At 44.1% G+C, this 13,628-nt stretch carries 9 protein-coding genes; 1 reads left to right on the forward strand and 8 read right to left on the reverse strand.

From position 1 onward, the window contains the following. Positions 1-15: 15 nt before the first annotated feature. Positions 16-1,674, reverse strand: coding sequence for a putative phage tail protein (locus tag OU683_RS11515; RefSeq protein ID WP_268138400.1), 1,659 nt, complete (start codon positions 1,672-1,674; stop codon positions 16-18). A 249-nt stretch (positions 1,675-1,923) separates the two neighbouring features. Between OU683_RS11515 and OU683_RS11520 the strand changes: the two genes are divergently transcribed. Further along, a complete protein-coding gene (locus OU683_RS11520) occupies positions 1,924-3,339 on the forward strand; it encodes a capsule assembly Wzi family protein (RefSeq protein ID WP_268138403.1) in 1,416 nt (471 codons plus the stop codon). Positions 3,340-3,379: 40 nt separating this feature from the next. Here the strand turns inward: OU683_RS11520 and OU683_RS11525 are convergent, their stop codons facing one another. The 7 genes from OU683_RS11525 to OU683_RS11555 form a co-directional block, all read right to left on the reverse strand. Further along, entirely contained in the window at positions 3,380-4,786 is a 1,407-nt protein-coding gene (locus OU683_RS11525) for a capsule assembly Wzi family protein (protein WP_268138405.1), read from the reverse strand. Positions 4,787-4,908: 122 nt separating this feature from the next. Beyond that, a complete protein-coding gene (locus OU683_RS11530; protein ID WP_268138407.1) occupies positions 4,909-6,249 on the reverse strand; it encodes a hypothetical protein in 1,341 nt (446 codons plus the stop codon). Positions 6,250-6,828: 579 nt separating this feature from the next. Beyond that, positions 6,829-7,959: a YjbH domain-containing protein gene (locus tag OU683_RS11535; RefSeq protein ID WP_268138409.1), complete on the reverse strand. Its 1,131-nt coding sequence runs from the start codon at positions 7,957-7,959 to the stop codon at positions 6,829-6,831. Then, entirely contained in the window at positions 7,940-8,680 is a 741-nt protein-coding gene (locus OU683_RS11540; protein ID WP_268138411.1) for a YjbH domain-containing protein, read from the reverse strand. Before OU683_RS11540 ends, OU683_RS11535 begins: the two co-directional genes overlap by 20 nt. Before the next feature lie 58 nt (positions 8,681-8,738). Next, positions 8,739-9,449, reverse strand: coding sequence for an outer membrane beta-barrel protein (locus tag OU683_RS11545; protein ID WP_268138413.1), 711 nt, complete (start codon positions 9,447-9,449; stop codon positions 8,739-8,741). Between the two features lie 25 nt (positions 9,450-9,474). Continuing rightward, positions 9,475-10,560 (reverse strand): hypothetical protein, encoded by a 1,086-nt coding sequence (locus OU683_RS11550; RefSeq protein WP_268138415.1) that lies wholly within the window; start codon positions 10,558-10,560, stop codon positions 9,475-9,477. 675 nt (positions 10,561-11,235) lie between these two features. Beyond that, complete coding sequence (locus OU683_RS11555; protein ID WP_268138417.1) at positions 11,236-13,626, reverse strand: GumC family protein; 2,391 nt, start codon at positions 13,624-13,626, stop codon at positions 11,236-11,238. Positions 13,627-13,628 lie beyond the last annotated feature (2 nt).

Consider the following 13,628-nt stretch of genomic DNA (forward strand, 5'->3'; position numbering starts at 1 on the left):
TTCTATTATGAAGCCTCATTGTTTGCATTCGCCGGGATCAAAAACAAAATTTGTGTTGCCAGAAGGTTTAAGCTCACTATAGACCCTGTCGAAATCGCCGGTTCCTTTGTTCGCATAAAGACAAAAATCTGAATTTTGTCTGTCAAAGCCCACAAGGCTTAGTTCGTGTCCATTCTTCCCGGCCTCTATCTCAAAATTATTGTCGGCAATAATTCCTGAAGTGACGTCAGCAACAAAGAAGAGCTCACTGTTATTGGAAAGAGAAGAGCCTTTAAGGGAGATCGAATTATTTGCGATCCTGATATTTCTTACCGGTTTCGTTCTATTTCCCTGTACAAAAACAGCACGCGGATTATATCCATGAGCTGCTGTTGTCTCAATGCTGTTATTTTGTATTTCCAAATCAGAGAATTCAAAGGAATAGTCATACCCGTAGATAAGGACTCCAAAAGTGGCATTTTCTATTCTATTCTCCTTTATCTGTACGGCAGAATCATCTACTCTAATTCCATAGGTTCTGTGATCTTTCATTCTTCCCATCCATTCAAAACCAATGTCATTGTTGGTGATAATCACAGGATTTTTTTGTGCAGAGGATACAAACTCAGAGTTTGGTTGTAAAAAAATAGCCTCATATCCCATCTTTCTAATCTTGTTGTTTTGGACGATCACTCCGTTTCCCATTCCGTATAAAAATCCGTCAAATGGCTCCTGGGTAACGGTGGACATGATATCACCACCAGAATAACCTTCTGCATAACAATCCCTTATTGTTGTATTGACTGTTTTTCCATTGGTGTTGGAATGTAACCAGATAAAAACTGCGGGATCACGGTTCTCAAGAGCACTGTCTCTACCATTGGGAGCAAAAAATTTATTGTTTGTAATTACAAGATCCTCGGTGCCATTGGGAAGAATGGCTGTGGTAAAACCAGAGAAAGAACAGTTGCTTATGGAAAGATTTCGCAAAGGTTCACCGCCTCCCTGAATAGTTTGAATTGCGGTTGTCCTATGCCGGGGGAAATTTTGAGTATTTTCAAAACTGATATTTTTGATGTTCAGGTTTTCTCCCCCGTATTTTAGATAAAAGATCTTAAATCCTCCTTTTTCGCCGAGGGGGGTACTCAAGGTGGTTCCTGTCTCTCCAGAGATGGAGAAATTTGAAGGTTGGTTCAATTCGAAACCAGTTGTTGAGCTTTGTCCTGAAAGGATCATGTATTTTCCTGCCGGAATAAAGACATCTACAGAATTCCTTTCTCCATAAAGGAAGGCAGAGTTAAGAGCAGGAAAGTCGTCAGATGTACCATTGCCTTTGGCTCCAAACCACTTTACGTTGATCCCGTCCTTAAAGATCCTGATCCATCTTCCCTTTTCTCTAAACCTTGATGCGATGCTGGTGCCTTTGTCCGGCGCCTTGACAGAAGCTTCTTTCCACATAAAAGTACCGCCCCCGCCGTCACCTGGTTGATGGTAACCCAGCACATTGACCAGGTTGTGCTCCTTTGAAGGGATCTTCATGTTTTTTAATTGGGCAATATTATCAACTTCAATAGCTAAGGAAGCTGTTGATTGGGGGTGCTGAGAATTCGAATCGGCAACAGGTGCAGCTATTTCTTCAGGTTGGCAGCTTATCAAAAAAATAAAAACAATGATAAGGGTAGAAAATTTGCGCATGCTCCAATCTTTATTTTTAGGATTAATAGCTTGAAAGTTTATTTTTTATTGAAGTTAGCGGTAATTAATTGTGGTTTTAGTTAAGGAATTATTTAATGTGTTTATTTTTAATTTATTATTAACTTAATTTCTGATTATTTAATAATTGGGGGGCGTTCTTAATCTTTTTATAAACATCTTTAATTGCAGATGTCCTGATTCAGGCTGCTAAATGCTCCTTATATTTGCTGCTGAAATTCTTTGCTTACCATGCACCCCAATAAGATATTTTTCCTTCTCTTTTTTTTCATGTTCTTTGGAAATACTGCTGTCACGGCACAAGTCTATTATTCGGGCGAGATTCAACTGAAGGCTTTAATCGCTCAGGATGGGGAGCTGCCTTTTTGGATGTACCACAACCAGCGGGGAAGGATCTTTCAAGAAACAGATTTGAGCGGCTACCTGGGAGGTTTGGCAGGTTACCGGGCGGGCATGATAGATATAACAGCGGGTGCAGGGGCATTCTTTGTTAATGGAAGCAAGTCAAATTCATATCTTGATGAATTTTATGTAGCTGCCGGTTATTCCTGGTTTGAAGTAGTTTTAGGTCAAAGACAGAGAGAAGAATTTTATAAAGGATTAAGTGCTGCGAATGAAAGTATTTTATGGTCTCTTAATAGCCGACCTTTACCTGGTTTGAAGCTCGGAACACGCAGACCTGTCTATCTGGATGAGGCAAAGCGGTTAGGATTTGAAATGACCTGGGAAGAATACCTGCTGGGAGAAGATCGTTACGTACGCAATGCACACTTGCATCATAAAAGGATCAGCTTTATCTGGAACTTTGAACCGGGCTGGCAACTCAGGGCCGGGATAAGGCATTTCGCTATATGGGGAGGAGAATCGCCAGCTGCGGGCAAACTTCCTGAGAGTATTGAAGATTATCTGCGGGTGATCACGGGACAGGGGGGAGGCGATACGGCTTTAGAAACCGACCAGCTGAATGTATTGGGAAGTCACTTGGGGAGTTACGAACTTAGCCTCACAAAACAATTTAACAGCGGGAGTCTGACCTTTCTGTTTAACAGTATTTTTGAAGACGGCTCAGGGAGTAGGGGAGCAAACTTTCCCGACGGGCGGTACGGTGTTTTCTTTTCTGGCAGTGAAGAGAATAAATTGATCAACGGGATGATCTATGAGTTCTATTATCTAAAAGATCAGAGTCAAACCCTGCCGCACCTTTATGATAATTACTTTAACAATGGAGTTTATGCCTCGGGCTGGACGAATAACGGCAGAGTCATGGGGCTCCCATTTGTCACTCCCAACTATTATGAAGATTATCCCCCGGGACCGTCGGTGGTGAGAATTGGAAATAATAATTTACTGGCTCACCACATAGGTGTCTCCGGAGTAATAATAAACAACCTCCCATATAAGCTGCTGCTTTCCTACAGGAGAAACTATGGGCACTACAAGAACATTACCGGGGTAGGGAAATTTATTTATTATGCACCTGATGATCCCCGGGGACTATATGTTATACCTTCGGAAGTGTTTTCGGCTTATACCAACTTTACTGTGCTGCAGTCTCCTGTGAATATTAATTTGGAGTTGGGTACAGATCTTTCTGCGGAAGAAAATAAATTAGGAGCAGGAGTTTCTGTGAGGTATACGATCCCGTAGGGAATTTGAGGATTTGAAAAATGTGAAAATAGAGTCGCATTTAGTTTCCCGAAAACTTGTACTTCAGGGAAACACCTGCTCCATAAACCGGTGCGGATTGAGAATTGAATTCTACACCCGTTTGCAGATGTATGTCAAAAAGATTCTGAAATAATTGCAGCTCGAGTAACCCATAAAAAACATCCTGTTTCTCTTGAAATGGTTTGTTGTATCGTCCATGGTTCTCTGCATAGCTCAACAAAAGCTTATAGGGGAATGTTTGATAGTAGTCACCCAGGATTCCTTCAATACCCAGATGATGAGCGATAAATCTATTGCTGATAATTCCTGCAGAATTATCATCTAGAGTGAAGAAAGGAGTCCCTAAAACTTTATTCCGGTAGGTCCAGCCAGATTGATAGGTGCCGTTGTTAAGATAGTTATCATGTTTGTGAAAACCCTGTGAGTTCTTACTCTGGTGCATGGTATAGTAAAATTCATAGAGTACTGAGTTTACAATATTGTCATTATCCCTGGCTGTAAAATAGAGGCCATAACGACCGTCGGGAAAATTTTCCATTCGCCTGCCTGAAAGATCATCAAATATGCTGTTATAGAAGAATTGGAGACTGAAATCGAAAAAGGATCGGGTGAAAATTAATTCATAGCTTCCTAAATGATTGGCAATGATCTTCGGGCCGTTTTCGGTATCGGTTAATCCTTCCTTCCCGGCCAGGACTTTTAGGTAATTACCTAGATCATTGGGTTGTTGTCCTGTTTTAGGGGATTTCCCTCCCCACTGTGCAAAATGGCGAACCCCGGCGCTTAACTCCCAATTTTCCTTATTTAAGATTACCCTAAAGAATTTGTGGTGCAGGCGGGTTTCCTGTACATAGCCGTCATTGCCAAACCAGTATTCCTCCCAGGCTCCCTGGAAGCCGAGAGAAAACCTTTCTACGGGGAAGAGCAGCTTTTTTGTGCCCAGCTGTAATCCCGGAAGGGGTGGTGCGTTGGAAGACCACAGTATATTTTCATTGGAAGCGCTGAGACCATTGTAATAAAGCAGCCGATTCTTTTTTCCGAGGGTGAGGTATATCCAGGGATTATTGAAGTGCATGTATAATTCGGCAATATGAACTCCGGAACCGGTGCCGTCGTGGTAATTAATTCCGCCACCAAAAAATAGTTGACTATCGTATGTTAAAAAGGTCGAAGTCCTTCCCGAGATATTGGTGCTTATCTGGGAATCCCCGGCTAATAATCCATAGGTATTGTGATGCATCCAGAATGGCAGCTTGGTCTGTGTAGATGACATGGCCCGCAGATCCCATTCCAGGGAATAGTTGAAATCATCAACATAACCCAGGGAAGGGGCAATAAGTTTTAATTCAGATGCAGAAAGCTGGCAGAAAACGACTTCTGCATTAAAAACTAAAAGAAGTAAAATTAAACTTGATCTCTGAATCATTTATGGATATCCTGCAGTATTTTCAGGATGAATGGCACAAAGATAATAATTTTAACAAAGTTATTGTAGGAAGAAGTTCATGCTTTGGCGGGGAAGAGAAGCAAGAAGTGGGGAGAAAAAAACTAAAAGTTTGAAAAGTGCCAGCTCAAAGAAACACCTGCAGCATAGTTGGGAGATTGGAGACTGCTTAATTCAGCTCCTAATTGGAGATCCAGGGTAAAATCCTCATCGTAGAGACGGCTGGTATAGTAGGCGAAGAACTGTTGCTCCTTTTGGGGGAGATCAAAGCTTCCTTCCGAATTTAACCAGGTGAAGAGAACCCGGTAAGGATATGAGTTGTAATAATTTGAAACCTCACCACCTATTCCCAGATGATGGGCAGAAAAACGATTCCTGTCAATGATCCACTCTTTGGTATGAAAATTAAAAAAGGGAGTTGACAGCACCTCTTGTTTATGGATCCAGCCGGTATATGCATGGTGGGTAAGATAATCTTCAAAGGGTGCCTGGGCCATAGTGCTATAAAACTCATACATGACCGCTTGAAAAAGACCTTCCGGTTCTTCCCGCTGCCAATGGATTCCATAACGGCCATCGGGTAAATTTCCCAACTTTGCACCATGTCCACTCTCGAATGGCAGGTCCATGATCAATTCTATGGAAGAATTCCTATATTTCCTGGTGATCCTGCCTTCCCAGGAGCCAATGTGGTTGTTGGGCCCCGAGGGACTTTGTCTTCCGGTGATCACCCTTAGGTATTCTGAAAAGATACTGCCCTGTTTGTTACCGGGAGTAGTTGCTCCCCATTGTGCAAAATGCCGCAGGCCACCTTTTAAAAGCCATTTATCCTGCAGGTTCAGGAGGAAATGCAGGCTTTTGTGATGTACTTTAACATTTTTAACTTCTTGAATGGAACCGCTGTAATAATCTCCCCAGGAGGCTTCCATCCCGAATATGTTGTTCCTGGAAAAATAGAAGGGACTCGTAGTTCCTACTTTAATTCCGGGAAGAGGACGGGCGTTAAGGGACCACAACATGTTCATGTTTGTAGCACTAAGGCCGTAATATAATTCTTTCTGCTGTTTCATACCCGCTGTAGCCTGTATCCGGGAATTCTCGAAGTGGAGATAAGCTTCATCGGCAATGAACTTTTTGGAAGAGCCATTGCGGAAAACTCCACCAGCCCCTACTTCAAACAGGCCTCCATAGTACAAATCATAGACGGCCGTACCAGATGCCCTGCCGGAAAAATGAGTATCTTCTGTAAAGCGACCCCGGGAGTTGGCGTGCATCCAAAAAGGCAGTTGCTCTTCTGTGCCGCCCATGGCCTGTACACTTAGTTCTCCAGAATAAGTAGTTTGTTGTGCCAGGGAGTCGAAGTTGCCGCAAAAAAGAACTGCAAGCAGGACCAGGAATTTATATGGAGTGGGGGAGATAATAAAAAATTTTAAAAATAAGGCCATTTAAAGCAGGCTCAGTATGAAACGGAGGAGAAGAGGGAATATTATATTCTTTGTCACGCAAATTTCATGTTTTCTAATAGTCAAAAAAATGTTGAAGATTTCTCTTCAATTATTTCTCCCTCCGGTCGGGCTTATTGTGACAAACGCAATGTCAGACTGAGCCGCCGAAGGCGATTAGTCGAAGTCCTTTTTCAAACGAATGTTTATTATTGGTTAAGAACAGAAGAAGGTAATTCGACTAATCCCCCGGCTATCGCCTTGGGGCTCACACTTCGACTAATCCTCCCTCCGGTCGGGCTCAGTGTGACAAACGCAATGTCAGACTGAGCCGCTGCAACGAGAGTTGCTGCGAAAAGTCGAAGTCCTTCTGGGAACGAATATTTACTGGTAACAATATATTCAATACTAACAAGCGCTTCGACTAATGCCTAGGCTACACACTTCGACTAATCCTCCCTCCGGTCGGGCTCAGTGTGACATTGATGTGAGTACGTCATTGGGCTTACAATTCTACTATTCCTCCTGCCTGTCCTGAGCATGGTGAAACCGGGATAGATGAAGGACAGTTGCGCTCCAAATCTACCGTCCCCCGTCCAACCCCTTAACAAACTCTGCATTATACTGCCGTAATACATGGTCGAGGCGGGGGATGCCGAGGCGGTAACGACGGGCCACGGGCTCTTCGTTGTTATAACTGTATTCCCAACGGAATTCTTCAGATGTTCTTACCTCCAGTTTTTTAGTGCGTATTATCGTTCCCGGCCAGAGCGAAAACGCAAACTGGAATCCGCCGGTGACGCCGGCATCGGTGGCTGAGATGTGGAGTCCCAGGTCTACAGTTCCAAATTGCCTTATCAAATCTACCCTGCCTCCCAGGTCTTCAAATAAGAATTTTCCGGCACTCAGTTTCACACTTAGATTCTCGAATGGCAGCCGGTATTCCACGTCGGCTATGGCGTGAAGGTTGTTGACATCTTCAGAGTAGATACTGCCCGAGGTCATCCAGTAGAAACCGGTTAAGCCAGACTCCAATCCGAAACTCCACGGAGAGCTGAGATCATCATACCGGTATTGCAAGTCAATTCCATAGCGGTCATAGTAGAAGCTGCCAAGGCTGAGAGCGACGAAGTGGGAATTTGCCGGTTGCGCAAAATAGTGCAGCATACTGGGAGCCAGTCTTGGCTTTGTATCCTGGGCATCCAGATTATTCTGGATGGGAATTGCAATCCCTGTTTGTAAACTAAGCCCTGGAGCCAGGTAGATCCTGCTGTCCAGGATGAGGTTGAATTTGATCTGGAAAGGATCGCTGTAGTAACCGAATCTTGCAGAAAAATCGGGGTGTATCCTTAAATGAAAACGGTAAGCTTCCTGGAACGAGTTATACTGCCGGTAGAAACGCCGGTCCTCTTCTGACAGACTGCTGAACCGGTAGCTGTTGGCATGGTATTCACCAATAGGCGTATTGTGGTAGAGTGGGATCCACACAAGCGGTTTTTTTTCCATCTCCTGTAAAAGAAGATCGGCATAACGCATGGAATGGTATGGGCTACGGAATTCCCGGTGCTCAAAAAAGACTTTTAAGCTATCCTCTCCCTCCTTTACCTGAATATTTTCAAAACCGGCCTTGTAAAGCTTGTTTTGGATCTCCTGGGCCTGTATTCCTGCGACAAAAAACAGGAACAAAAAAAGATTATTCCAGTTCTTTCTCATAACGACGTAAGGTACGGGGAGCAAAGTTTAAAGGAAATTGAGCGCTTGCTGTGAAGCCTACTTCTTTGCCTTCAAAGGTATGAGCTTGCAGCAGTAGCCACGGCAAAGGCTGCAGGTAGGCTCCTGCATTAATTGTTTGAGAGTCATATTCCAGCATTATCCCTCCAAAGGAAAATGGATGGTAAGACATGCCGCCAAAGAATCCGGTGAGATATTTACTTCCTTTAAAATCTATTTTTTTTACAATTTCCAGATCAAGGGCAGAGTCTCCTTTGTTCTTCCTTTTTATAATGTAGGGAGAACCATACCCTCCGGAGAGAGTAAACCTTCCGAAGCTGGTATTGAAATTCTTGGTGGCCACAAGGTAATCATGAGCCAAAACAGGGGCGACTGAACCGGGCGGAGTCCATCCCAGCACAATGGCAGGAAGATATTTCTGCTCCTTTAAAAGCCGAAACCTTAGATCCAGTTGCCTGTCACCTACTCCTATATTTTCAGACATTAAAGGCCTGTGGGCGATACTCAGGCTTACTTCCATAAAAGAGGTTAAGCCTGCACGTACATTGTAGAAGTGGACTATGTTCCTGTCTCCGTCAGTATTAAAGATAGAATACTCATCGGGCAGATAAGAAAAAGATAATCCCAAAGGTCTGTCGACATTCCATTCCGCAGAGGGAGTAGCAATATATCCGGGTTTTCCTAAAAAATTAACCTGCCCCATGCAAAGCGAACTATAGAGAACGCAAAGCAGAGGCAGGTTAAGAAATTTAAAATGGCTTTTACTCATTGGCAGTTGCCTCGGCAGAGCTTCCGGAGAAACGGTAACGCAGGCTAAGACCAACTTCCAGACCCCGCACAGAAACTCTTTCCCTTACAGGCTCTTCAGTAGTTACAGCCTGGAAGGTTTGATTGTAATACCCGGCGTTATAACGGGTTTCCAGAGCCAGCCCTAATGCGTCTGTAAAATAGTACTCCAGTCCCGCTTTGGCATTAACCCCATAGCTGTTCCCGCTAAAGGTATCTTCTTCATTTGTACCTGTACCTCCCGTTATTGTACGGCTTACTTTATTCTGAATAAAGTACCTGTTCATTCCCGCACCTACAAAAAGATTTAGATCTTCTCTTACCAGGTTGGGAAAACGATAGACCAATCCTGCAGAAACAGGTATGATGGTTTGCTCGATCTTCTCATCCAGTCTTAGTTCTCCAAATTTTCCCTGGGCTTCATAGTCGGCTGTCCAGTAACCCACTCTTGCATCCAGGGCCAGGTTTTGAAAAAGGTTAAGTTCTGCCCCCAGGTGTGGCATGACCCCACCCTGGGTGAAATCCTCATTGGCATCATAGCTTATGAGGAAGAATTTTTCATTTTGTTCAGAGTAGGTGCGGTGCCAGTAGGATGCGCCTGCGCTTATATTATTCAATTTGACCTGGGCAATAGAAGAAAAGCTAAAGAAGCCTAGACAAATTACTAATAGTATATTTTTATTCATTGGTTTGGTTTTCTTGATTGTATAATTAGTTTCCAGAGCCCTGGTTGTGACAGTCTTCAAGGGATTGCTGTAGTATCGCATCGGCCTGTGTTTTTGCTGCTAAAAATTCGGTGGTAACTTCAGCAGTTTTTGCCTCACGTATTGCCAGGGCCTGTGCTTTTTCCTGGGTCATGCGTACTTCCAATAATTCAAGCACAAGACCGTTCCACTCAGCCAGTGCGGTGCGAGCATCCACGGCGTATAAAAGCGCCAGTTGTCTTAGTTGCGCAGCAGTCTCTGTTTCTCCAAGACTTTCTGCTTCTTCGGCTGCTGCAAGAATGTCTCCTGTGGCATCGATCATTTCGGTCCTTATCGTCTCCAGTCTGTCGGCTTGTGCATTTTGTCGCTCTACAAGACGATCATCGGCTTCGTCAAGACGACGGGCATAGTTACTTTCAATGATAAAGAAGTTAGCATCCCTTTGCTCTGTTAGTAATAATATTTTAGCGTCATAAGCAGCATAAGCAGCATCGGCACATGGCCCACTAACAGTTTGCATAAATGCATCAAAAGGGGTATATGAGGGCTGGGCTTGTGCATTGGCTTGAGCTGCAGTACCAGGCAGATCTTCAAAATCCACCGTTAGCTGGATCTTTGGCAATAATGCTCTAACAGAGGCAGGAGCAGACTTAAGGCTTTCTCTTAATTGTTCAAGATCGGCGTTCAATTCCTGCGCCGGGTCAAGGATATTTGCGATGTCTGCAGTAGTAAGGTTTTGAGCCTGCTCATTCACAGCAGCAGAAAGTTGCTGAGTGTAGGTCTCCACACTTTGCAGTTTCTCCTTTGATTCCTGGCTTATCTCTCCGGTGGCCCCTGCATTAAGAATATCACTGATCAAAGCCTGGGTCTCTGCCGACTTCTCTACAGTTCCTACTTCGGGCTCAACGATCTCAGGATCTTCATCAATAACTTCAGACAGGTCGGGGATCCCGTCGAAATCATCATTTACAAATTCATAAGGATCGATAAATTCCAGGTCCTGTGTATCACAGTTCCAAAGCAGAACCGACATAAACAGCATGCCGGTAAAAATAACAACCCTACGTGAATAGCGGGTAATTTTAGTTTTCATAGATTGGTTTTAAGATTAGCATTTAAAGTTTAAAAATGTAAATGATGGTTATTCCAGTAGGGAGCCAAATGTAAAATAAATCTCCCGACGTAAGAAAAGTCTATTTAAAAAAATCATAAAATAATGGGAAGCACCAAATTCCAAGCACCAAGTAACAAATTCCAAGCACCAAGCACCAAATTCCTAGTGGAGTATAAGAATTAGTTTTTCAAGGATATTTTTAAGCTTGTTTCCCTTTTTCTGCTTTGCCCCTCCCGATAGCTATCGGGACTATCCCGAAGGATCGGGAGGAGGCGGAAACCTTTTTCCGTTTTGCCCCTCCCGATAGCTATCGGGACTAAAGGGAGCCGGAAAAAAGTTTTTTTATTTCTTTGTCCGGTTTGTTCCTCCCAATAGCAGTCGGACTATTGGGAGGCGGAAAAATGTTTCAAGACTTTTAGTTACGGTTTTTGGTTGTTGAAAGAAAAACTAATTCTCAGCCTTTAGAGCGGGGCAAAAGAATTAGTTTTTCTACGAAGTTTTTGAATTAGCCACCTTCTTCCGGTGTGCCCCTCCAGATAGTTATCCGGACTACAGGGAGCCAAAAAACTTACATACTTCGACTAATCCTCCCTACGGTCTGGGTCAGTGCGACAACCTACTTCTAACTTCGTACTTCTAAAATCTAACTTCGTTCTACCAGAACGCAGCCCTGTTCTTTAATTTCTTCCAGAAGCTGTCCTGCTCTTCGCCATAAGCATAGTAATAACCGTATTTATTCCCGTAGCCAAAATGAGCGGCTTCCACATCATTGAGGATATAACCTACATCTCCAAGTTTGCCCTGTTGTTTTGCTTCTACCGCGAAGTTTAAAAGTTTCTTTTCGGTATAGCCTGCTCTTACGAGGTACAGGGTTAGGTCTGCATATTTGTTGATAAGAAAGGTGTCTGTTACCAGCATGGCGGGGGCTGTATCCACTATTATATAGTCGTACATCTCCTCCAGTTTAGAAAATAGTGTAGCTGTTTTCTCCTGACGCCAAAGTTCGGACGGATTGGGAGGGATGCTACCCGAAACCAGCAGGTCAAGATTATTATGCAGCTTTGAAGACTGAATAAGTTCTTTTAGTTCAAGACCCGTATTCACCAGGTAATCGCTCACCCCACGGTGATCCTTTGCGCCAGACTCAAAACGCTGTAACTGTGGGTTGCGCAGGTCACCTCCAACGATCAGGACTTTCTTTTCTGCTTGTGCCAGGGTAATGGCAAGGTTAAAGGCGACAAAGGTCTTTCCTTCTCCCTTTACGGTAGAGGTGATAAAGATGGTGTTCCCACCGGGTTTCGCGCCGGCATTTACTAATAAGTACTGTAGGTTTGTATGCAGGATCCTGAAGGATTCAGCAAGTACCGAGCGGTCCTGGTTTTCAATGATCTCCTTTTGTCCGCGGGACAATTTAGGGATCTCACCCACCAACGGGATCTGTTTTACCTCATTCTCCATATCGGCACGGCTCTGTACCTTATTGTTCATAAGGTTCTTGATGTAGATCACCAGGAAAGGGATCAACACTCCCAAAATAAGGGCAGCCAGTAGAATGATCTTTGACTTTGGAGAGACAGGTTGTTTTGAGCTGTAGGCAGCATCAACGATCTTGGCTTTAGGTGCGGTCGCGGCTAAAGACAGGTTGGTTTCTTCCCTTTTTTGAAGCAGGAACAGGTAAAGGGCTTCTTTAATGTTTTGCTGACGCAGAATGCCCCGGAATTGTTTTTCCTTTGATGGCACTCCCGCGATCTGGGAATTGATACTCGCTTCCCTTGCAGAAAGGTCTTTGCGGGAGATCTGTAAAGAATTGCGCAGGTTGACCAGGCTTTGCATTACATTCGCTTTCATATCGGCGATCTGGTCGTTCAGATTGACCACTACAGGGTTGAGTTCGGTTGAACCTGAAAGTACCCGGTTGCGTTCCAGCACCATCTGGTTGTAGGCCTGAATAGCAGATACCAGGCTGGCTTCACTAAATCCAAGATTTGCAGGCAATAAACCGTCCTTATCATTACGCAGGTAGTCTATCATGGTATTCGCCAGCTCCAGCTGGGTCTCCACTTCCAGCTGTTCTTTCCTGAATTCGCTCGCATTCTCAATGTACAATTGCGATTCGGCTTCTATGTTGGTAAGGCGGTTTTCTGTCTTGAATTCCTGTTTTCCTGTTTCTACCGAATCCAGTTCAGAAGAAATAATGGCAAGGCGTTCTTCAATAAATTCCGCAGTATTTAGCGAAACCTGGTTTTTGTCTTCAATGGCCTCGCGGTTATATTCATAGATCAACCTGTCCAGGATATCCTGTGCCTTTCTACGTACAGCATCCTGCAGCGCAAGCTCAATAAGAGTAGAATTCTTGTCGGTAAGATTTACCTGCAGGCGACTTCGGTAGGAATCCACGGCCCCTTCCAGACTTCCGAAGGAAACAAGGATGGTCTTATCAATTTTTTCTTTCCCTGCTTCAAATTTTGGGGTAAGGATAATGCCCCCAAAAGGTAGCTCCACGGGATTGCCAAAAGCAGCTTTTTTTGTAAAGCCCAGCTCTGGATTGGAAATCTCAAAAGAAGTAGCGTCCAGGATATTTACCTCAAAGAAGCCCAGGTCTTCCAGTTTTTCCTCATTGTACTCCAGTACCTGGATATTGAAGGGGCGATCCTGGTAGAGCTCGTTGGTGCGCACTGTTCCTTTTTCGAAATACCTTACCTGTAGTTGCAGATTTTGCCCCACACTATTTAACAACCGCCGGGATTTAAGGATCCCTATTTCATTTTCTATGGAATTGGTTCCCAATCCATTGAACATTCCAAGATCGGCAAAGGCTTCAAGGCCGGCGCTGCCACCGTTCTTGTCCTCATCCTTAATTATTATTGTAGCGACAGTATTGTAGACCGGAGTGGTATAACGCAGGTACAGGAAAGCTCCCAGTAAACATACTAGTACCCCGGCAACAAACCATGGCCAGTGTCTAAGGTATTTTGTAAGCTCTTCACGCAGGTCGATCTCCTCTTCCTGCGGCGGACGGTAATTGGGAGGGGTGTTTTGGGACATGA

The organism is Salinimicrobium sp. TH3 (genome assembly GCF_026676115.1).
Taxonomy (GTDB): domain Bacteria; phylum Bacteroidota; class Bacteroidia; order Flavobacteriales; family Flavobacteriaceae; genus Salinimicrobium.